The 20,791-nt window shown below is 58.5% G+C and carries 16 protein-coding genes; 8 read left to right on the forward strand and 8 right to left on the reverse strand.

What is annotated here, in order from left to right:
- Positions 1 to 182 precede the first annotated feature (182 nt).
- From NA78x_RS01215 to NA78x_RS01225, 3 genes are all read left to right on the forward strand, one after another.
- Positions 183 to 2,495 carry a hypothetical protein gene (locus tag NA78x_RS01215; RefSeq protein ID WP_425616594.1) on the forward strand — a complete coding sequence of 771 codons (2,313 nt, stop codon included), beginning with the start codon at positions 183 to 185 and terminating at the stop codon, positions 2,493 to 2,495.
- Positions 2,496 to 2,531: 36 nt separating this feature from the next.
- Complete coding sequence (locus tag NA78x_RS01220) at positions 2,532 to 3,524, forward strand: NAD-dependent epimerase/dehydratase family protein (protein WP_425616595.1); 993 nt, start codon at positions 2,532 to 2,534, stop codon at positions 3,522 to 3,524.
- 312 nt (positions 3,525 to 3,836) lie between these two features.
- Positions 3,837 to 4,379 (forward strand): hypothetical protein, encoded by a 543-nt coding sequence (locus tag NA78x_RS01225; protein ID WP_425616596.1) that lies wholly within the window; start codon positions 3,837 to 3,839, stop codon positions 4,377 to 4,379.
- A gap of 476 nt (positions 4,380 to 4,855) precedes the next feature.
- On the opposite strand, the gene NA78x_RS01230 is transcribed toward NA78x_RS01225, so the two are convergent.
- Positions 4,856 to 5,920, reverse strand: a complete 1,065-nt coding sequence (locus NA78x_RS01230) for an NAD-dependent epimerase/dehydratase family protein (RefSeq protein ID WP_425616597.1) — start codon at positions 5,918 to 5,920, stop codon at positions 4,856 to 4,858.
- 109 nt (positions 5,921 to 6,029) lie between these two features.
- Between NA78x_RS01230 and NA78x_RS01235 the strand changes: the two genes are divergently transcribed.
- The 3 genes from NA78x_RS01235 to NA78x_RS01245 all read left to right on the forward strand — a co-directional run bounded on the left by NA78x_RS01235 (position 6,030) and on the right by NA78x_RS01245 (position 11,344).
- Positions 6,030 to 6,968, forward strand: a complete 939-nt coding sequence (locus NA78x_RS01235; protein WP_425616598.1) for a prenyltransferase/squalene oxidase repeat-containing protein — start codon at positions 6,030 to 6,032, stop codon at positions 6,966 to 6,968.
- Between the two features lie 131 nt (positions 6,969 to 7,099).
- The gene (locus NA78x_RS01240) at positions 7,100 to 7,777 is read left to right on the forward strand and encodes an ABC transporter ATP-binding protein (RefSeq protein ID WP_425616599.1); all 678 of its coding nucleotides are present in this window, start codon (positions 7,100 to 7,102) and stop codon (positions 7,775 to 7,777) included.
- A 15-nt stretch (positions 7,778 to 7,792) separates the two neighbouring features.
- Positions 7,793 to 11,344, forward strand: coding sequence for an FtsX-like permease family protein (locus NA78x_RS01245; protein ID WP_425616600.1), 3,552 nt, complete (start codon positions 7,793 to 7,795; stop codon positions 11,342 to 11,344).
- Here the strand turns inward: NA78x_RS01245 and purD are convergent, their stop codons facing one another.
- From purD to NA78x_RS01275, 6 genes are all read right to left on the reverse strand, one after another.
- Positions 11,345 to 12,673 carry a phosphoribosylamine--glycine ligase gene (purD, locus tag NA78x_RS01250; protein WP_425616601.1) on the reverse strand — a complete coding sequence of 443 codons (1,329 nt, stop codon included), beginning with the start codon at positions 12,671 to 12,673 and terminating at the stop codon, positions 11,345 to 11,347.
- An 81-nt stretch (positions 12,674 to 12,754) separates the two neighbouring features.
- Positions 12,755 to 14,410, reverse strand: a complete 1,656-nt coding sequence (locus NA78x_RS01255) for an FAD-dependent oxidoreductase (protein ID WP_425616602.1) — start codon at positions 14,408 to 14,410, stop codon at positions 12,755 to 12,757.
- Positions 14,411 to 15,031: 621 nt separating this feature from the next.
- The gene (locus tag NA78x_RS01260) at positions 15,032 to 15,841 is read right to left on the reverse strand and encodes a hypothetical protein (RefSeq protein ID WP_425616603.1); all 810 of its coding nucleotides are present in this window, start codon (positions 15,839 to 15,841) and stop codon (positions 15,032 to 15,034) included.
- 154 nt (positions 15,842 to 15,995) lie between these two features.
- Complete coding sequence (locus tag NA78x_RS01265; RefSeq protein WP_425616604.1) at positions 15,996 to 16,304, reverse strand: hypothetical protein; 309 nt, start codon at positions 16,302 to 16,304, stop codon at positions 15,996 to 15,998.
- A 175-nt stretch (positions 16,305 to 16,479) separates the two neighbouring features.
- Positions 16,480 to 16,752, reverse strand: a complete 273-nt coding sequence (locus NA78x_RS01270) for a hypothetical protein (protein ID WP_425616605.1) — start codon at positions 16,750 to 16,752, stop codon at positions 16,480 to 16,482.
- A 254-nt stretch (positions 16,753 to 17,006) separates the two neighbouring features.
- The gene (locus NA78x_RS01275) at positions 17,007 to 18,392 is read right to left on the reverse strand and encodes a bifunctional folylpolyglutamate synthase/dihydrofolate synthase (RefSeq protein ID WP_425616606.1); all 1,386 of its coding nucleotides are present in this window, start codon (positions 18,390 to 18,392) and stop codon (positions 17,007 to 17,009) included.
- Positions 18,393 to 18,635: 243 nt separating this feature from the next.
- On the opposite strand from NA78x_RS01275, the gene NA78x_RS01280 reads away from it, so the two are divergent.
- The gene (locus NA78x_RS01280) at positions 18,636 to 19,073 is read left to right on the forward strand and encodes a YbaN family protein (protein ID WP_425616607.1); all 438 of its coding nucleotides are present in this window, start codon (positions 18,636 to 18,638) and stop codon (positions 19,071 to 19,073) included.
- A 380-nt stretch (positions 19,074 to 19,453) separates the two neighbouring features.
- Here the strand turns inward: NA78x_RS01280 and NA78x_RS01285 are convergent, their stop codons facing one another.
- The gene (locus NA78x_RS01285; protein WP_425616608.1) at positions 19,454 to 19,921 is read right to left on the reverse strand and encodes a hypothetical protein; all 468 of its coding nucleotides are present in this window, start codon (positions 19,919 to 19,921) and stop codon (positions 19,454 to 19,456) included.
- A gap of 309 nt (positions 19,922 to 20,230) precedes the next feature.
- Here NA78x_RS01285 and frr point away from each other — a divergent pair, with 309 nt between their 5' ends.
- Positions 20,231 to 20,791, forward strand: a complete 561-nt coding sequence (gene frr, locus NA78x_RS01290) for a ribosome recycling factor (RefSeq protein WP_425616609.1) — start codon at positions 20,231 to 20,233, stop codon at positions 20,789 to 20,791.

A 20,791-nucleotide genomic window follows, 5' to 3' on the forward strand; every position in this document is an offset into this window, starting at 1 on the left:
AGCACTGTCAAACCAAGGTCTTGCAGCGGTGGCCAGATGGCAGTGCGAAGTGGCTGTTGGCGACGTGGATCATGCCACCGGGAGTAGCCGAGCTTGTAGAGTTGTCGCTGACTGAAGCCAACGAGACTGCCCCGCTCCCTTCGCCATCTGTCGCCGTGCGCGCTAGTGGTGATGGAACGATCATGATTACAACGGGCGCCATCACACTCCAGCTGGCGCCGGGAAGTGATGTTATCGTCCGTTCGCTGCGAGGACAGGATGGACCACAGATACTCGGACCGGACGGCGTGCGATTGGTTGTCGCCGATCAGCATGGCAAACGGCGACGAGTGCAGATCACATCGCTGAAGGCTCTCGAAGAAGGGCCGGTCAGAGCTCAGATTGCGATCGAAGGAGTGCTCGGGCAAGGAACGGGTTTGCGAGTCACGGGTACTGTGAGCTTTTTCGCGGGGTTGAACCAGCTTCGCATCGAGCTGACCGCTCAGAATCCTCGCAGAGCAAAGCATCCCGGTGGATTCTGGGATTTAGGTGATCCAGGCTCTGTGTTGCTTAAAGAGTGGTCGCTGGAGATCGACGCGGCGGTTGGGGATGGGATGCAGGTGGAATGGCTGGAGCAACCAGGCGGAACTGTGCAGCGAACAGCTGGTGACACGTTCACCATCCTGCAAGAGTCGAGCGGTGGTGAAAACTGGAACAGCCGGAACCATGTCAATCGAAATGGACACATCCCGTTACGCTTTCGCGGCTATCGAGTACGCACTGACTCGGGTGAAACGACCGGCGACAGAGCCAGCCCGGTTGTTAGTCTGAATGGTAAAGCGGGGCATGTCACTTGCGCGGTCGAAGAGTTCTGGCAGAAGTTTCCGACCAGCATCAAAGTCCAGGGCAACCGCGTAAACGTTCAGTTTTGGCCGGACGACTTTGGAGACCTACACGAACTGCAAGCTGGCGAGCATGCGACGCGCACCGTTTGGCTCGACCTGGGATCCAACCCCACGGACGCCTGCGAACGATTGGCATGGGTTCACGATCCACCCATAGTCAGTGCAACGCCGGAGTCGATCGCGGACAGCGGCTGCATTCCCTATTTCGCGGGCCCCACTTTTGCCCCTCGCGAAGAGTTGGAGACAATCCTCAGCGACGCGATCGAGGGGAAGAGCAGTTTAATCGCTAAGCGTGAAGCGATCGATGAATACGGCTGGCGCAATTTCGGAGATATCTGGGCTGATCACGAAGAAGCGTACTGCAGCGATCGACCAGTCATCTCGCATTACAACAATCAGTACGACTTACTTCATGGTTTGTTGATTCAGTTTCTGCAAAGTGGCGATAGTCGCTGGTGGCAAATCGCCGATCCATTGGCGCGCCACGTCATGGACATCGACATCTATCACACCACACGCGACAAGCCCGCCTACAGTGGCGGAATGTTCTGGCACACTGCGCACTATCTTAGCGCGGGCAGGAGCTCTCACCGCACGATGTCAACCGACATGGTCGGGCGGGGCATGTCTGCCTGCGGAATTGGTCCGGGCAACGAGCACAACTATTCCGCTGGGCTGTTGTTGTATTATCAACTCACAGGGAATGCCAAAGCGAGAAAGAGCGTGGTGGGCCTGGCAGATTGGGTGCTGTCGATGGACGACGGCTGTTCGCATCTGCTCGGTGTTGCCTCTGAGCGGCCGACGGGTGACGCCAGTCGCACGACCGAACCGAACTACCATGGCCCGGGCCGCGGTGCCGGGAATTCGATTAATGCACTGCTCAACGGCTGGCTCATCACCGACGACAAGCGATACCTGCAAAAGCTGGTGGAGCTGATTCAACGCACTATCCATCCAGAAGAGGACCTTGCTCTCCGAAATCTTGGCAATGCGGAACTGCGCTGGTCCTATACCGTTTATCTACAATCGCTCATTCGCTTTCTCGATTTAACCAGCCATGTCGCGGAACTGATCGACATCCGATGCTACGTTCGCGAGAGCATCCTCGCGTGTACACGCTGGATGTTAGACAACGAGCGTTTCTATTTGGACTCGCCCGAGTCACTCGAATACCCAACCGAAACCTGGGCAGCGCAAGAACTGCGCAAGGGTAATGTTTTGCTGCAGGCAGCTTTGCTCGCCACTCCCCAGGAAGCAGATCGTTTTCGTGCGAGGGGACAAGAGTTGCTCGAGCGAGCGTGGCGGTCGCTGCTGTCGTTCGACACACGCACCTGTACTCGCCCTGTAGCACTTGTTTTGCAGCAAGGCTATTTGGAGACATCTCTCAGGGCAATGAACGGCTGCAACAATGATGATCAATCGCCTGCTAACGAGTGGCAAAGCAGGACGGCACCCCAGACCTTTATCTCCCAAAAGCAGTGGTTGAAATCGGCACTTCGTTCGCCAGTCGGATGGTTTCACATCGTTCGAAATGCCTCGCGACCAGGTCGCTGGATCAATGCTTTTCAGCAGACCTGGTTGGCAGAGCGGGTACGCCGGGTGTGGGACTGAACCAAGCTGTGCCGCAAACTCTGAGGTTATGAAGTCATGAAGCTACTGATCACCGGTGGTGCAGGTTTTGTCGCTAGTCATCTAGTGCCACGGCTTAGTGCTTGCGCCGACAATGAACTAGTCTTGCTCGACAATTTCAACGACTACTACTGTCCTGAAACAAAATGGCAACAGGTGCGACCTTTGTTGGAGACGCCGAATGTTACTTTGGAGGAAGGTGACTTCAGTGACTTCGATTACTGCCGAAAGCTGTTTGCAAAGCACCGGCCTACTCATCTGATTCATCTAGGTGCCTATCCAGGCGTACCACTTAGTGTGGAATCGCCAGAAATCTACGTGAAGAACAACATCGCGGGAACCACGGCACTGCTAGAAGCTGCCCGGCACAATCCAGTCGAGCGATTCTTGTTTGCGTCTTCGTCAACGGTATATGGAGTGGGTGCCAGAGCCCCCTTCGTTGAAGATGCGCCGCTGGGCATTCCAGCAAGTCCCTACGGCGTTACAAAGCGAGCGGCGGAACTTATGGGGCTGACTTATCACAAGCTGCACGGAGTGCCATTCACTGCGCTGCGACTTTTCAATGTATATGGGCCCAGGATTCGCTCCGATCTTGCCCTGTCGATCTTCACTCGCACGATCATGGCTCACGAACCGATCCAGTTGTATGGCGATGGCACCATTCGTCGCGATTTTACCCATGCCGACGATATCTGCGTGGGAATTGTGGCGGCCCTCACTGCGAGCAATGTCAGCGGTGAATGCATCAACCTAGGTCACAACGAACCGATCGAAATCCGCAGCCTGATCGACATGATCGCGCACGCGGTTGGCACGGAGGCGGTGATCGAGCAGAGGGCACCTCGCGCAGGAGACATGCCACTCACCTGCGCTGATTTAACGAAGGCCGGTCGCTTGCTGAACTACGAGCCGCGCGTACCGATTGAGCGCGGCGTCAATGAGTATGTTGAGTGGGCTCGAGCGAAGCACCCAGAGCTTGTCGAAGGCCGACTCTTGACAAGCACTGGCTAAGATCACACACAGTTGTGAGACCAAGGTTGACTGTGAAGTTCGAAAACTTTTCGAATGTCGCTCCATTGGCGATTGAATTTAGCTGCGTTTGGGTTAGACTGCGGACACCGAGATCCGACCTCATGGGTAGCCTTACCTTGGCACCGAGGCGGACGGAGTCTGCGCGTCACCTCATCTTTGGTGACTTTCTTCGCTGGTTATCTTAAGCTCCTGAATCGATCTGGATTGACCGGAAAATTTGTGTTCGCGTTGGCTCGGAAGAAGCGAATTACCACGCCTCTCAACTTAGCACCAAAATCAATCGCCACTCCCGTGGATGATCGGTTACTGGTGGAGTCGTGCATATCAGGCGAACCACAGGCCTGGTCATTGCTCTATCAGCACTGCCACGACAGCCTCATCAAAACCATTCGCTTGATGATTGGCAAGTCGTCAGCCGACCTCGATCTCGTTGACGAGATCGCAGCTCGCGTGTGGTATGCGTTGGTACGCAATGATGGTGAACTGCTTGCGCGATTTGATCCTCTGCGCGGTTGCCGCCTGACGACCTTTTTGGCGATTCTGGCAAAGAGTGAAGCGCGACAGTACTTTCGCGGAGAACGTCGCCGCCGAGCTCGCGAAGAAGCTGCTTCCCGCTGTGCCCCGGAGCACCATTCGGACGACACCTGGCTGCGCCTTGATACCGAGGAGCAGTTCATGGAGACGCTCACGCCGGCAGAGTCAGAATACTATCGAACGGTATTGATCGGCGAGGGAGACGGCTTGGTGGGGCCCAAGTACTCCAATGGCAATTCGTGGCAGTTGCGACACCGGGTTCGCACCAAGATGCTCCGGTTTCTCGATACCGAGTATTGATCGAGATCTTCCTCCGGCCAACGAGAGCCGTCGCAATTCCTCGAGTGTCAGAGGATCTTTGCATCCGAGCGCCCGCCGTGTGACTCGCCCTAAGTGGCTCCTCGTCGAGGCACGTTGAGTTGCGAATGTTCACAAACCACGGCCTGGCTAACCCCGCAACACGCGCCGTTCTCGAGGAATACCTTACTTTTAGCCCCAGCCGCGACGGCAGTTTGTGAACACCCCCTGAATGGGCGTCTCAAGGACTTGTGGCGATCTTCGCCAGTAGTTACTGGCGACATTCACCGAACTCGTCGCCTGAACAGACAACCATTTTTCAGCGGCGCTCGAATCTCCTTGCCTTGCTTGTTCGCGGGCTTCTTCTGCGACGTGATCGCTCCGCGAACAAGGGCAACTAAAATCTGCCCGAGGCGTGATTCTTTGTCAAACGGAAAAGTAGGAACAAAGATGCGCTACGGCGGAGCGTGGCGACTGCCTTAAAACTTCCCGTCGGTCGTTTGAAAGTGCGTTGGCTTGCCGAGGCTTTCGCCGCCGCGGTCGACCCAGTCCGCCGTCCAGGCGATCATCTGCTGCGCGTTCACTTGGGGCTGGCCCAGGAGCCGATAGCCGTCGCGACCATCGTTCAGCAGGGCGCGAGTTCCTTCCTGGCCGCTGAAGGTCACGCGCAGCTTCATCCGTTCGCCCAGTTGCAGGGCCACATCGCGCAGGCTCAGGATTTCGTCGCCGGCCAGGTTGATCACGCGCGGCGGTGAGGTGGCATGGGCCAATGCACAGAGGGACATGCGATTGGCATCGGCCAGCCAAATGACATTTACCCGCGACATGCTGACATCCACAGGCTGCCCGGCGGCAATCTGGTGCGCGATATCGACCAGCACCCCATACCGCAGTTCGGTGGCATAGTTCAGTCGCAGCAGCACCAGCGGAATGTTGAGCGTGCGGCTGAAATGCTCGTACATTCGCTCGCGGCCAATCGCGGTCATGGCATACTCGCCATCGGCGACTAGCGGGGCGGTTTCGCTACAGCCGCGATTCGGCGAGCCATCGACGAGCGTGATCGGCACCGGGCCGTAGACATTGCCGGTCGAGAACGCCACGATCCGGCTGTGGCGATACTTCTGGCAGATGATGCCCGGCGCGTAGCAATTCATCGCCCAGCTATAACTGGGATTCTGCGTCGCGCCGAACTTGAAGCCGCTCATCGAGACCACGAGCGCTGCATCCGGCAATTTGGCCACGGCTGCTTCATCGAGCAGGTCGCAACTTTGCGTCTCGATCCCCCAGCGCTCGAGTCGCTGACGCAAGTCGCCGCTGCCGAACCGCGAGACGCCGATCACGCGGCGATTGCTGCCGGCCTCATCGAGCGCGCGGCGGGCCATGCGCGCCATCGTCGGCCCCATCTTGCCGCCCACACCGAGAAACACGATGTCGCCATCGAGGGCGGCCAGCGTTTGAATCACGGCCGCATCGGGCTCGCTGAGGAGCAGTTCGAGTTCGTCGACCGATTGGGGCGCTTTCGTCAAACCAGATTGGCTGTTCATCCGGGCAATCATAACCAGTGGCTGGGCCAACGGCACCCCTCCCGCCCCCCGCCCAAATGCCGCACAATGCAAGTGTCCTGGCCGCCCCTCTCACTTCCCGCCATTGCCCATGCCCGCCTATCTCGAAACCTTGACGATCCGCGTGGCCGAAGGGCTCGGGCAACTCAGTGACGAGGAGCGTGCGCGGCACACGCGTTACTTTTTGGCCGCTCAGAAAACTGATGGCGGTTTTGGTGGCCGTGAAGGGGGGAGCGATTTGTACTACACGGGCTTTGCCCTGCGCGCTCTGGCAGTACTCGGCGAGTTGTACGGGCCAGTCGCCGAACGGGCCGCCACGTTTTTGCAAGCAAAGCTCGGCGGGCAAGAGTCGATCGTCGACTTCTTTTCGCTCATCTATGGCGGCATGTTGCTGAAGTCTGCCTCGGGCATCGATGTGTTTGCGAATAGCCAGCCCGACTGGCGCGAGCAAGTTGCCGCCTGGCTCGAAACACTGCGCCGCGCGGATGGCGGCTACGCGAAAGGGATCGAAGGGCAGGCCAGCAGCACGTATCACAGTTTTCTGGTGGTCATCTGCCTGCAATTGCTCGACCGCTTACCTCCCGAGCCAGAGCGGATGCTCAGCTTTTTGCGCGCTCAAGTTTCGGAAGAAGGGGGCTTTCGCGAGATTAAGGCAGGCAAGCGCGCGGGAACCAATCCCACGGCTGCAGCCATCGCCACGCTCAAAATCTTAAACGCGCTCGACGAGAACACCCGGCTCGATACCATCGATTTTCTGCTCGACATGCAGACCGACGAAGGGGGCCTGCGCGCCAACACGCGGATTCCCATCGCCGACCTGCTGAGCACCTTTACTGGTCTCACGACGCTGGAAGATCTCGGTGGACTGGCCGAAATCGACCTCGCCGCGGCCGAGCGCTTTGTCCATTCGCTTCAACGCGAAGAAGGTGGCTTTCATGCCGCCGCCTGGGACGGCGCGCATGATGTCGAATATAGTTTTTATGGACTCGCGTCTCTCAGCTTCTTTGCCCGGCGAAGAATGATGAAATGACTACCTTGTTCGTTGGAGTTCCGGCTTTAGCCGGCTTTGGTTTTTCAAATCGAACTATCAAGGCAAGCCGGCTAAAGCCGGAACTCCAACAAAAGTCGGAACTCCAACAAATTTAGATCGCGGAACAACGCATGGCAGACTTGATCGTCGAGCATGTTCGCAAAGAGTTTCCCACGCGTAGCGAGCCCCTCGTCGTGCTCCGCGATGCTTCACTGAAGCTCGCCGCTGGCGAGAATGCCGCGATTCTCGGCCCGAGCGGTTCCGGCAAAAGCACCTTGCTGCACATCATCGGCGGGCTCGATCAGCCCACAAGTGGCAGCGTGAAACTTGCGGGGCAAGATCCGGCGCAGTTGAAGGAAGTCGACCTCGCTCGGTTTCGCAATCGCCACATTGGCTTCGTCTTTCAAGATCACTACCTGCTACCGCAGCTGACCGTGCTCGAAAACGTGCTCATTCCCGCTCTTGCCGAGGGTCCACCTTCGGCGGAAGTGGTCGCCCGCGCCCGCGAGCTGCTGGATCGCGTCGGCCTTGGTCAGCGACTGGAACATCGCCCAGCGGAACTCTCGGGTGGTGAACGGCAACGCGTGGGGGTCGCGCGGGCGTTGCTGCTCAAGCCGGCACTGCTACTTGCTGATGAACCGACCGGTAATCTCGACCGTACAAACGCGACCGGCATCGGCCAATTGCTGATCGAGTTGCAACAACAAGAACAGAACATGCTGCTCGTCGTCACGCACAGTAGTGATCTCGCGGCGCTGTTGCAAAAGCGGTTCGAAATCGATAACGGCCAACTGATCGCCCAAACCTAAGCGGAAGGTACACCCATGAATTTCTTCCGCCTCGTTGTTCGCAGTTTGCAATTCCATGCCTCGAAGCACCTGGCGGTGCTATTCGGTGTGATGGCCGCCACCGCGGTTCTCACCGGCGCGCTGGTCGTGGGCGATTCAGTTCGCTACAGCTTGCGGCATCTCACGCTCGATCGCTTGGGCCGCATCGATCATCTGCTGCTCGTCGATCGGTTCTTTCGTGCCGAACTAGCCAGTGAATTACAGGCAGATGAATTGCTTAAGCCCAATGACTTTGAGCTGCCTTCGGGAATTGTCTCCTTTCCAGCGATCATCATTCCCACGGCGACTGCCGAAGTACCGCGCAGCAAAGGTCGTTCGCTGGCCGCAGGCATCACCTTAATTGCGGCCGGGAATGACTTCGATGAATTAAGGCATAAACGCGATGTCATCGGCAAACCAGATCTCGGTATCGACACACCGGGCCCCAACGAAGTCGTTCTTAACGAGCCGCTCGCCAAGGAACTGGATGCGAAGGTCGGCGATACGATCATCATTCGCATTCCCAAAGCGACGCAGGTGTCCGAAGACAGTCCACTTGGTCGCAAGGATGATCGACTCACCAGTCTCGCGGAATTGAAAGTAAGCCAAATTGTTCCAGCCCAAGATCTCGGCCGCTTTAGTTTGCATCCTATGCAAACTTCGCCGCGAAATGCCTACGTGGCACTCGCTCCCTTGCAAGAAGCCCTTGATCAACCCGGCAAAGTGAATGCAATTTTCGTCTCCAGCAAGGACGAACAGCTTGGGCTATCGCACTTGTTCACCCACAAACTACAAACCGCGCTTCGTCCCACGCTCGCCGACTACGGCTTGTCACTTAAGCATGTGAAATTGGATTTCGAACAAGATGGCAAAGAAGAGCCGATCCTCAACTACTTCAGTCTCAGCACCAATCGGATGCTGCTCGACGAAACGACGGATCGTGTGGCGCTCGAAGCATTCAAGAAGTTCGACGCCTACCCCATCCTCACATATCTGGCCAATTCCATCGACAAGGTTGGCGCCCCAGCCAATACCAAAGGCATTCCTTATTCCACGATCGCCGCGCTCGACCCAGCTCCCGATGGTCCGCTCGTCGATCGTGAGGGAGAACCCTTGCCCAAGCTGGCCGACGACGAAATCGCCCTCACCGATTGGGCCGCCGAAGATCAAGGTCTGAAGATTGGTGACAAAGTGCGCGTCACTTTCTTCGAGCCTGAGACGACCCACGGCGCTGAGAAAGAAGCGTCGGCCGAGTTCACCGTGAAAGCGATCGTGCCGCTCACGGAACCTTCGGCCCCGTATTCGCGCGGCAAAGGCCCGAAATTTAAAGACCCTCCGACCAAAGCCAACGATGCGGACCTGACGCCCGATGTTCCCGGCGTGACCGATCAGGCGAGCATCGCCGATTGGGATGCGCCGTTTCCGTTCGACTACAAAAAGATGCGCTCGCAGGACGACAAGTACTGGGAAAATCACCGGGCCACGCCCAAGGCCTACATCTCGCTGGCCGCGGGACAAAAGCTGTGGCACAGCCGCTTTGGTCAAGCCACGTCGATTCGCATTCCGTTCCGCGAAGGCATGACCGAAGAATCGCTGACATCTAAATTCCTTGCACAATTGAGCAAAGACAATGAGCGACTCGGCTTCGAAATCATTCCCATCAAGGCTCGCGATCTGGCCGCGTCGCAAGGGACCACGCCGTTCGACGTCCTCTTCCTGCTGCTGAGCATGTTCATCATCGGTGCCGCACTCCTGCTGATCTGGCTGTTGTTCCGCCTGGGTGTGGAACAGCGGGCCAGCGAAATTGGCTTGCTGCAGGCGCTTGGTTGGCGGCAGCAACTGACGGGCAAGTGGCTGGCCAGCGAAGGGCTAGTCGTCTCGATTCTCGGCGCGCTGCTCGGCACCGCCGTCGGCATCGGTTACGCCTGGCTGATGGTCACCGGCCTGCGCACCTGGTGGGTGGGTGCCATTTCGTCGCCCTTTCTCATTCTGCATCCAGGCTGGCTCAGCCTGGTGATTGGCTTTGTGGTGGGCGTGATCGTCGCGCAGCTGACGATCTACTTCAGCCTGCGGCAACTGCGGAAAGTATCGCCGCGACAGCTACTCGCCGGTGAAACATCATCGGCCCTCGCCACGCTCCAAAACGATCGCGAGTTACCTGCCTGGCGCAGGGCTTTGCCGTGGATGTTCCTCGTGCTGGCCGCCATACTCGCCGGCCTCGCCAGCATCCTGAAAGCAGAAGCCCAAGCGGCAACTTTTATGGCGTGTGGAGCCAGCGTGCTGACAGGATTGCTGATGCTCATCTCGCGGCAATTGGGCGGGCAATCGCGCACGCTCTCGAAGACGCCGTTCCGCTGGGTTTTGCCATCGTTGGCGATACGCAACATCGGCCGTGCTCGCGGTCGCAGCATGGCGACGATTGCGCTCGTCGCCAGTGCGTGCTTTTTGGTTGTGGCGGTTAGTTCGTTTCGCCTTAGTCCCACCGAGCAGGGCGTCGGCGGCTTCAACCTGCTGGCCGAAAGTGCCGAACCGATTCTGCCCGATCTCAACGACCCCGCTGCTCGCAAGGCCGCGATGGGTAACGACGCCGACAAGCTGACGGGCTCGACGGTGTTGCCCATGCGGATGCGTGCCGGTGACGATGCCAGTTGTCGCAACCTGTACCAGGCGATGCAGCCTCGCGTGCTCGGTGTGACGCCGGCCGTCGTCCAGCATTTTGATTCTCAGGGTGTCACGCACTTCGTATTCGCCGCTTCTGCTGCCAAGACCACTGAAGAACAGGCCAATCCGTGGCGCTTGCTCGAACAACCGGCGGCCGACGGCGAACCAATCAATACCGTGCTCGATATGAACACGGCCCTCTACAGTTTGAAACTGTACGGCGGCATCGGCCAGGTCTTCGAGCGCGACTACGGCGACGGACCACCGATCCAGTTTCGCGTTGTGGGCTTACTCTCGAACAGTGTGCTGCAAGGGAGCTTGCTGATTGGCGAAAGCGATTTCAAACGAGTCTTCCCGCGCGTCGCCGGCTATCGTTCGTTTTTGATTCGCACGCCCGAGGCCAACGAAAGAGAAGTTGCCGCCACACTTGAAGATCGCTTTGGCGATGAAGGCTTCGACGTCACCGAGTCGCGCGTTCGCCTACAAGACCTGCTCGCCGTGCAGAACACCTACATCAGCACCTTTCAAGCCCTCGGCGCACTTGGGCTGCTGCTGGGTACGTTCGGCCTTGCTGCGGTGCAACTTCGCAACGTGCTCGAACGGCGCAAAGAACTGGCCATGCTGCGCGCCACGGGCTTTCGCCCCGCGCGCATTGCCGGCATGGTCATGCTGGAGAATCTGTGGCTCCTCTGCGGCGGCATCTTTACCGGCCTGCTCGCCGCGCTGCTCGCCGTACTGCCGCACATGTTCCTCGGCGGCGCCTCGCTCCCTTGGCGAGACCTGACCATTATGATCGCCGCGATTCTGCTCATCGGCAGTCTTGTTGGCCTGCTCGCCGTGCGTGCTACGCTACGAGCACCAATCCTCGCGGCACTGCGAGGGGAGTAGTTACCGTCTTGGCTTATCCCGCCAGGTGTCTTCTTTGGGTGGCAGGCGGGCTTTGTCGGAGATGTCTTTGCGGCACCAAGCACCGGGCCAGCGGATGCATTTGACCGCGGTGTAGGCTTGGAGTTTCGCAGCGGCCAGAGTGTTGCCGAGCGCGGTCACGGCGAGAACACGACCCCCGTTGGTGACGACCTTGCCATTGTCGAGCGCCGTGCCGGAGTGAAAGACCTTCACATCGGGCAGCGCTCCCGCTTCGTCGAGCCCGCGAATCTGGCGTCCTTTTTCGTAGTCGCCAGGATAGCCTTCGCTGGCCATGACGACGCATACCGCGGGGCGTGGATCCCACTTGAGCGGGCCCAGTTCATCGAGCCGGCCGTCGATGGTCGCTTCGATCACATCGACCAGGTCGGTCTGCAAGCGCATGAGCAATGGCTGGCATTCGGGATCACCGAGCCGCACGTTGTACTCGAGCATGCGCGGGCCTTGATTCGTCAACATCACGCCCGCGTACAGCACGCCCTTGAATGGTTGGCGCGAGCGCTTCATGGCGTGCACGGTCGGCACCAGCATGTGCTCTTCGATCCAGGCGAGCATGCGGTCGTCGACAATGTGCGCCGGGCAATAGGCGCCCATGCCGCCGGTGTTTGGCCCCTTGTCGCCGTCGTGAGCCGCTTTGTGATCTTGCGCCGGTGGCAACGTGACGATCGTGCGGCCGTCGGTGAAGGCGAGCACGCTCGCTTCCTGACCATCGAGCCGATCTTCGATGATGAACTGTTTGCCGGCATCGCCGAACTCGCGCTTGCGGGCGATGCGATCGATGGCATCGAGCGCGTCGCGGCGACGATGGCACACGATTACACCTTTGCCGGCGGCCAGACCATCGGCCTTGATGACGACCGGCACCGATTCATCTTCGGAGGGATAACGATCGAGAATGAACCGCTGAGCCGTTTCGGCATTTTTGAAGACGTGAAAGTCGGCGGAAGGAACGTCGGCGTGGCGGAGCATCTCTTTGCAGAAGATTTTGCTTCCTTCAAGCTGAGCGGCAGCTCGGCTGGGACCAAACACCCGCAGCTTGGCTGCTTGAAAGGCGTCGACGACACCTTCGACCAGCGGACCTTCGGGGCCGACGACCGTCAGGTCGATCTTGGCCGTTTGCGCAAACTTGATGAGCGCGGGAATGTCGTTCGACGGGATGTTGACATTTTCCCCTTCTTCGAGCGTCCCGGCATTGCCCGGCGCGATGAAAACCTGGTCGACGCGCGAACTCTGCCGCAGCTTCCAAGCCAGCGCATGTTCGCGGCCGCCGTTTCCGATCACCAGCACTCTCATCGCACATCCCCCGTCACTCAAATCTTCGAACTTCCCCTTGAATATAGGGAACGAGGCCCGGATTCGGTAGGGAGTGCCGGGTCATGCGTGCAGCGACTGCCATTGCAGGTAAGTCTTGAAGCCACCGCTCAAATTAGCGACTTCGAAACCATTCTGTCGCAAGATGCGGGTGGCCAAGTAGCCTCGCTGACCGACCTGACAGTAAGCCACGAGGCGGCGATCGCGAGGAAGCTCCCCGAGCCGAGCTCGCAACTCGTCGATCGGAATATTGATGGCACCTGGCAAATGACCGGCGGCAAACTCAGTTGCGGTGCGTACGTCCAACAGGAAACTTGAGGGCGAGTTGTGTCCCGGCGCCGCTAGTTCCTGCCAATCGATTTGCGGATGATCGCCGCGCAACAGACCCGCAGCGACAAAGCCGGCCATGTTGACGGGATCTTTTGCCGAGCCGAATTGCGGCGCGTAAGCGAGTTCCATCTCTTCCAAATCGAAGACCGTCATGCCGGCTTGAATGGCGACGGACAAGACATCGATCCGCTTATCGACCCCTTCGCCGCCGACAGCCTGCGCGCCGAGAATGCGGCCGCTATCGGGCGCGAACAGAACCTTAAGAACCATCGCCTCGGCACCCGGATAGTAGCCTGCATGCTGGGCCGGATGAACATAGATCATGCGGAACGGTTGGTTGGCCCGGCGGAGTGATTTTTCGGACGCACCCGTGCAGGCCGCGATCTTCCCAAAGAGTCCGACAATGGCCGTAGCTTGCGTCCCTCGAAATTGAACCTCGCGGCCGAAGATATGGTCGGCTGCTAAACGCCCTTGACGATTGGCCGGGCCTGCGAGCGGCACTTGCGTCGGTTGATTGGAAATAAAGTCCTTCGTTTCCACCGCATCGCCAACGGCGTAGATATCGGGATCGCTGGTTTGCAGCTGAGCGTTGACCTTGATTCCACCGCGCGGACCTACCTCTAGACCAGCTGCCACAGCGAGTTGGTTTTCCGGTCGCACGCCAACGCCCAGCACCACGAACTGAGCCAGCAATTCTCGACCCGATTTCAGTTGCACCTTCACGCCGTCAGCCGTGGACTGAAAGCCGGTAGCCGCTTCACTCAGGAGCAGGTCAACCTTCTTGTCTTTCAGAACCTGCAGCAACGGGGCTGTCATTTCGCGATCGAGCGGTGGAAGGATCTGATCCTGCAGTTCGACGAGCGTCGTGCGAATCCCGCGGTGAACGAAATTCTCTACCAACTCCAGGCCGATAAATCCCGCTCCAATCACGACGGCACTGCCGACACCAGCAGTAATAGCCTGCTGGATGCGATCCATGTCCTGCAGGTTGCGGAGCGTGAAGATTCCCGGTGCATCAATGCCCGGCAACTCCGGACGAATCGGCGCGGCACCGGGCGCTAGAATCAGTTTGTCATAGGACTCGTCATACACCTGGCCGCTGACCAAGTCGCGAATCCGAACGGTCTTGGCGCTACGATCGATGGACTCGACGAGTGAGCGCACGCGCACATCCAGGTTGAAGCGTTCCCGCAGCCGCTCGGGCGTCACCACCAGCAACTTGTTGCGGTCGACGATCTGGCCACCGATGTAATAGGGCAGTCCGCAGTTGGCGAACGACACGTCGGGGCCGCGCTCCACCAAGACAATATGTGCAGCTTCCGACAACCTGCGAGCACGTGTGGCCGCTGAGGCTCCACCAGCAACACCACCGACGATCACAATTTTCATGAAGGTACCTGCGCTCGCTCATTAATCATTGATTGCCGGGCAATCTGATCCTTCAGCCCCGGCGCTCATCCTAAACGTCCAACAACCGGCGGGGTTATTGGACAGGTACCTATTCTTGGATTTGGCCGGAAGTTGTTGCCGATCGGCCACTTGCGACTCTGCAGCAACTTTTGCAACTCGTCCTTTTTGTCCAACAACCGGCTAGTATTTTGGACGAGCCCCTCGGTCGTAACAGGGGCCTCTGCCTCGCGCGCAATGTTATTCAACCGCGCAGCGCGAGTTCGCCGCTGAGCCACCGAACGGCAACAGAATGTCCCGTTATTAGCCCACAATGGTGATCTGTTGTCAACTACTTCGTGTGCTATTTGTGAAAATGTGATAAATTCAATGCGGCTGGCTGTCCTCTCTTGACAAGCCAAGTTACTGGCATCCATTGCACCGGTAGTCCGCCCACTTCGTCATTCGCTCCCTGTAAGCGAGTGGATTAACTGCGCGAGCATACAAGCGCGGCCAACACCGACCCTGGCAGTCATGAGCATGCGCGCTGTCAAAGAGCTCTCTGGTGTGACTCTCTTGCCACTGTGCGCACGGATTGCGATGGTTTTCAGCCGACGACGCTGATTACGGTCCGAGCTTGGCCGAGTCGATACTGCTGAGTTTGGCATCGGGCGAGGACGGCAGCACGGTGACCAGTTCCACTTCCATGGTGCTGGCGATCTTGCCATCAGCCTTCAGAATGTGCAGCGTCGCCTTGCTGGCCTTCGTCAGGCCCAGGACCGGCAGCGTGCAAATCACTGCGTCGTTTTTCCATTCCTTGATGGTGGCTGGCAGGGCGATGTCGCCGATCTGCAACACCACTTGGCCTGCTCTGTCCGACAGATCCTTGCCGTCCAAAGTCACGGTCGCGCCAATGGGAATTTGTGGCAACGCGGCTTCCTTCCTGGCGACTTCGGTCGTTACCGCATCGTCAGGTTTTGTAGGTTGGGGCTCGACTGCGACGATTGGCTTGCTTGGCAAACTGGCTGCCACCGGAGTTTGCACGCTGTCGCTCTGTGGTTTGTTCTCCAACGCTTTGCTCTTGGTCGCGCTGTTGTTGGTAATCGCGGTCCCGGTGCTCGGGTTATTCGTCTTGTTGGAGATTGTCACCGGCGGCGAGACACGCTTGCTGTTTGTGCCGCCGCTTTGGACGACCGGAGGAGGCACGGCCGCCTTGGGCGCCGGGGTATTGCCGCGCGCGACTCCAGCATTGCCGCCGTTGCGAATTCCATTGGCGTTGCCCTGCCGTGCGCGTGGAATGAGGGCCCCACCGATTCGAATCCCGCCCCCGCCTGCGCCCCCGCGACCGCCAATATGGGCATCAGCGGAACGCATTGTTCCAACGGTACTTACGGCCACGGCAATTAACGTCGCGAGCTTCAATTGGCGAAACATATGCAAGCCCTTCGAATGCGAATTCGAGAACAGTTGCCCTGCTAAGCGTAAGGCAACCGGTTATGTTACGTCTGATCGCTCGAAGTGGCTAGTATTTTCGGCAAACGCACTGCTGCAAAGTCGGTACGCCGCCTGATCGCATATTTTCGCTCGCCTACGCAGACTTCTTCCGTCTGGCTCTGGTGGCAGCAGCCTTCTTGGCCGATTTCACACGGGCCGCCTTGGGCCGAGCAGCAGCAGCGGCACCACCTTTTTTGCCGCCATTCTTGGCGGGAGCTTTGTTGACCTTCTTGCCCACGCCAGAGCCCGACTTTTTGCCACCGCCGGTCATGGCATTCACCGTGGCCCAAGCGCGGGCCTTCGCTGTCTTCTTGGGAGTACCGCGCTCCTCGTAGCTGTCGGCAATATGTTCTGCTTGCCGCTTTTGCTTGTCGGTGTACTTTGACTTGTCACCCTGAGGCATGCGAAGTCTCCGTTGTCGCTTCCGTTGTCGCTAAGCCATCAACGAAAAGAACTGCCCTGTGACCCGCAAGCAAGCTTACGAATCCCAGGGCAGAACTGGTTAGACAAATCAGCCCGTAGCTTTCGGCTACGTGCCCAACTTGTCGAGTTTTAAAGCAAGCTAGGCTTGCGTTGTGTTAGGGAGCAATCGGGCCTGGCGCTGGTGCTGGATTGATACCGTTCTTTTCGAGTTCGGCCTTTTTGGCGTCTTCCAGGTCTCGCTTCTCATCGAGAACCTTCTTCTCGCCTTCGATGGCGGCGTCTTGAACGTCGCGCATCTCTTCCTTCACGTTCTCCATCTTTTCCTTCTCGGCCTCATTCACATCTTGGACTGCGTTGTTGACGCTCTTTTCGCAACCAACAAGGGCCAAACCGAGCGCAGCAACCAAACCAAAAGCAAACCGTTTCATGGTGAAACTCCTATCGAGGTTGCAGCATCGAGGCAGGCGCGTGCAACGAAAAATGTATTCTTCAAAGGCCTCGCTTGGCAGGAGTTGTTCCCACCACGATTGGGCAGTTATGCAAGCCGTGGGCCAGAAGGCAGAAAAACCGTGAAGCCGGCGATTTTCAGGCGAAAAATGCACAATGAGACGGCTCGGGCATGTGTGCGCCGCCGCCAACATGCTTGCGCGACGATCAAAGCGGGCGATTGGCACACACCGGGCTACCGCGGGAATGATGGCAGCAGTTCGGCCGCCAGAAAGAACGATCCGGTGATGCAGACCAGATCTGCGGGTTGCGCGACTGCTTTCGCTCTTTGCCAGGCGGCCTGAGGTTCGTCGGCGATTTCTACCGCCGCGTGGCAGTTCATCTCAGCGGCCAGTTGCATGGCGCAGGTGTACAGTTCGGCCGGTTCGACCGCGCGGGGATTGTTGACGAACCTGGTCAGCACCAAATGATCGAAGTGCGGCAACAGCAGTCGCAACATGCCGACGGTGTCTTTGTCACGACTGCTGGCAAACACCAAGATGCGGCGTTCCGCCCGGAATCGCTGCTTCAAGGTTTCGAGCAGCGCTGCGATCGAAGCAATATTGTGAGCCACATCGACCACGACGGTCGGTCGCTGCTGCAACACTTCCACGCGGGCCGAGCACTTGGCTTCCCACAAGCCACTCTCGATCGCGGCGTTGCTGACGTTGTAACGACCGCGCGGCAATTGCCGCACGGCAGCAATCGCTGTGGCCGCATTGAGCGCTTGATGCTCTCCCAACATGCCGACGGGCAGCGGACCAAGTTCAAAGGTCGCCGGCTCGTTATCACCGGGCTCGCGATAGACGAGCGATGTCGCGCCGGTTGCTGAATCGGTCACCAGCGTGCTGGTGAACTCACGATCACGCTGAAAGAGATTTGCGCTCTGTTCGGCAGCGATGAGCTCGATCACGCCGCGCGGCTCTTCTTCGCATACGCTGGAAACAACAGGTACGCCCGGCTTGATGATACCCGCCTTCTCGCGAGCAATCGCCGCCAGCGTGTTCCCCAGCTGACGCATGTGATCGAAGCTGATGCTGGTGATCACACTCACGAGCGGTCGGCAGACATTCGTCGAGTCCAACCTGCCGCCGAGTCCCACTTCGAGCACCACGATATCGGCCCGCGAGCGAGCGAAATGGAGCAAGCCCATGGTCGTGGTGATTTCGAAGAACGTGGGAGTGCGATTGAGTGGATCGCGCGCCTCGAGTTCGTACGTGGCAGCTTGCAAGTCGGCAGTTAACTGCACGAACTCCTGATCGCTGCACAGTTGGCCGTCGAGAACAAACCGCTCTTCGAGTTTTTCGAGGTGGGGCGAAGTGTACAGTCCGGTGCGATAGCCGGCGGTCTGCAGAATGCGGGCGACCATCGTCGCCGTAGAGCCCTTGCCTTTTGTCCCAGCCACATGCACGACGGGCAACGACAGATGGGGATCTCCCACCAGGCTCAGCAACTGCTGCATTCGCTCGAGTTTGAGCCCGCCCGTGCGATAGGGGATTTGTGTCGTCCGCTCGTAATTGATGCGGCCGAAGAGGAATTCTAAAGCCGAATCGCGATCGACAACGGCAAGCGTGGCGGGCATGGGATGCTAACGAAGTCCAAGGGCTGACGAGCGAAGTCCCTCAATCCTACCCGGCAAGCCGCTGGCTGTCGTGGCACCGTGTGCGAAAAGTCCAGCAAAATCGTCGCAGAGCGGCCAGACTCCGTCATTTCCCTATCTAGTTTCCCTTGCCTGCTAGCCGATATTCTGAAAGAGTGATGGTAGGTGGTTGGGCAGGCCGGATTTGTTGCCGGAATACCGCTACGATCGCCGCGAGGTTCTGTGATGAAGCGGGCCATTCTTATCGCGACAGGCTGGTGCTGTGTGCTATTAGCACTGGCGGGCGCGTTGTTGCCTGTCCTGCCCTGCACCCCGTTCGTCTTGCTCGCCGCCGCTTGCTTTGCTCATAGCAGCCCGCACGCGATGCGACGGCTGCGCCGCATGCCGTTGCTTGGCAATGTGCTGCGCGACTGGGAATTGCACCGCGGCATGCGCCCGTCCGCGAAGTTCGCCGCCTTGTGCCTGGCCATCTCCGCCCCGCTGATTACCGTCACGCTGAATCCCCAATTCAGCATTCCGCTGATCATTTCGACGCTCGGCGGCCTCGTCGCCATCACGGTCGTCTTTCGCCTGCCCACGGTCCGTGCTGTTAGCACCACCACCGAGCTCGCCGCACCCAAGCTCAAGCGCTCTCGCCGCTCCAAACTGGCCCGCGCTGCGTAACTGCTCAGCGTTACTCCCGCCCCGATCAGCCTCAATGTCAAAGAACCGGGAAGGTTTTTGGACAGGTACTGAACTCAATTTATTGCCGCAACCGGTGTCTAACGCGGCACTTGCTTTCTCTCCAGCAATTGCTTACAGATGCCCTTTTGTCCAACAACCCTCCTGGTTCTTGGACAGACACTTTCGGCGCGTGTCGGTAGTTTGTTTCTTGCCGCTTCGCGAAAAACGACGGAGCTCAACCGCACATCGCGGCCCGCGCCGAGAACGACCAAAATGCAAGAGAACAGTACGACATTAGCGTCTGCAGGTGATTCATTGTCAACTGTGTTGTAATTTGTTTTTCATAAAAAGATCAGTATGTATGATATTCATTCGCCGGGTTACCAGATTGCGTAGGTGTCGACCGCAGAGACAACTTTGCCGGTCCAGACGCCGAGCCGGTCCGATTCTTTTTCAGGCTGGATCTGATAGACGGCCCGCAGCTTGATCTTGGTAGGCTTCTCGCCGGCTTTTACCTGGGGCGGGTTCTCCCAAACGCCCGGAGCCGCGAATCTCACGTTCAGCACGTACGTATCGTCCGGCTTCAACTCGAGCCAGTCGGGAAAATTCTTGCTCCACTCACCGGGCCTCTTTTGGATCGTGGTCACTTTGCCATCTTCGGCAATTTCTTCAAAGGTGAGGTTCTCGTAGCCCCACGAAAAGTGTTCCGACCAAAGCCTAACGGGCTGATCGGAGATGTTCTTCACCAGCACGTGAAAGTGATCGCCGTTGGTGTTCAGTGACCGCTGCTGGTGATGCACCGGAATTGCGATCTTCACTTCCAGCCGCGGAGCGGGATCAGCCGCCAACAGTCCCCTCGATAAACCTAACGCCAAGCACAGACCGAAAAGCATGAGTCGCATTGGTCAACCCTTTTTGCTGAGGCCCGCGGGCGGCCTGAATAAGCGGAACTGATGGTTGGCGAGGTCGGCAGAAACAGTCTTGGTGCCGCCGCTGCCGACTCGCGCGTCGAGATCTAGACGAAATCGGAATCTAGACGAAATCGGACCGTCCAGGGTTTTCGATCGGATTCTGCCCGGTGGTGAATTACGAGAGCCAGCGATAGGATATTGAGTAGGCGACGGACAGTTGACGATTTCTTGATTGAGGTAGGTTGTATGCCGGCTGACGATATTTTGCTCGACACCGAAGAACGGATGGACAAGGCCCTGAGCGTGCTGAAGAACCACTTGGCGGGCGTACGCACGGGGCGGGCAAACCCCGGCCTCGTCGACTCGCTGAAGGTGGAAGTTTACGGCTCGCTCTCGCCGATGAAGCAGGTGGCCTCGGTCGGTGCGCCGGAGCCTCAGCAGATTGTGATTCGTCCGTACGACGCCAGCACGATCAAGGACATCGAAAAGGCCATCATCGCCAGCGGCCTGGGCCTCGCGCCGCAGAGTGACGGCCGCGTTATTCGCCTCAACATTCCGCCGCTCACCACCGAAACTCGCCGCAAGCTGGTCGCGCGCATCAAAGAACTGACCGAAGAAGCCAAGGTCGCCATTCGCAATGTGCGCCGCGATGGCAACAAGGCAGCCGAGCAAGAAGAAAAAGACAAGCTCCTCAGCGAAGACGAATGCAAGAGCTTGAAGGAAGAGATTCAAGAGCTGACAAAGAAGTACGAGAACGCCGCTGCCGACATGGCCAAGGGCCGAGAGTCGGAAGTAATGGAGAACTAG

It is taken from the genome of Anatilimnocola aquadivae (genome assembly GCF_049819085.1).
GTDB lineage: Bacteria > Planctomycetota > Planctomycetia > Pirellulales > Pirellulaceae > Anatilimnocola.

Coding starts and splice junctions, on each gene's coding strand:
- NA78x_RS01215 (WP_425616594.1), top strand. CDS start 183: ATGATTACAACGGGCGCCATCACACTCCAGCTGGCGCCGGGAAGTGAT.
- NA78x_RS01220 (WP_425616595.1), top strand. CDS start 2,532: ATGAAGCTACTGATCACCGGTGGTGCAGGTTTTGTCGCTAGTCATCTA.
- NA78x_RS01230 (WP_425616597.1), bottom strand. CDS start 5,920: ATGAACAGCCAATCTGGTTTGACGAAAGCGCCCCAATCGGTCGACGAA.
- NA78x_RS01235 (WP_425616598.1), top strand. CDS start 6,030: ATGCCCGCCTATCTCGAAACCTTGACGATCCGCGTGGCCGAAGGGCTC.
- NA78x_RS01240 (WP_425616599.1), top strand. CDS start 7,100: ATGGCAGACTTGATCGTCGAGCATGTTCGCAAAGAGTTTCCCACGCGT.
- NA78x_RS01245 (WP_425616600.1), top strand. CDS start 7,793: ATGAATTTCTTCCGCCTCGTTGTTCGCAGTTTGCAATTCCATGCCTCG.
- purD (WP_425616601.1), bottom strand. CDS start 12,673: ATGAGAGTGCTGGTGATCGGAAACGGCGGCCGCGAACATGCGCTGGCT.
- NA78x_RS01255 (WP_425616602.1), bottom strand. CDS start 14,410: ATGAAAATTGTGATCGTCGGTGGTGTTGCTGGTGGAGCCTCAGCGGCC.
- NA78x_RS01260 (WP_425616603.1), bottom strand. CDS start 15,841: ATGTTTCGCCAATTGAAGCTCGCGACGTTAATTGCCGTGGCCGTAAGT.
- NA78x_RS01265 (WP_425616604.1), bottom strand. CDS start 16,304: ATGCCTCAGGGTGACAAGTCAAAGTACACCGACAAGCAAAAGCGGCAA.
- NA78x_RS01270 (WP_425616605.1), bottom strand. CDS start 16,752: ATGAAACGGTTTGCTTTTGGTTTGGTTGCTGCGCTCGGTTTGGCCCTT.
- NA78x_RS01275 (WP_425616606.1), bottom strand. CDS start 18,392: ATGCCCGCCACGCTTGCCGTTGTCGATCGCGATTCGGCTTTAGAATTC.
- NA78x_RS01280 (WP_425616607.1), top strand. CDS start 18,636: ATGAAGCGGGCCATTCTTATCGCGACAGGCTGGTGCTGTGTGCTATTA.
- frr (WP_425616609.1), top strand. CDS start 20,231: ATGCCGGCTGACGATATTTTGCTCGACACCGAAGAACGGATGGACAAG.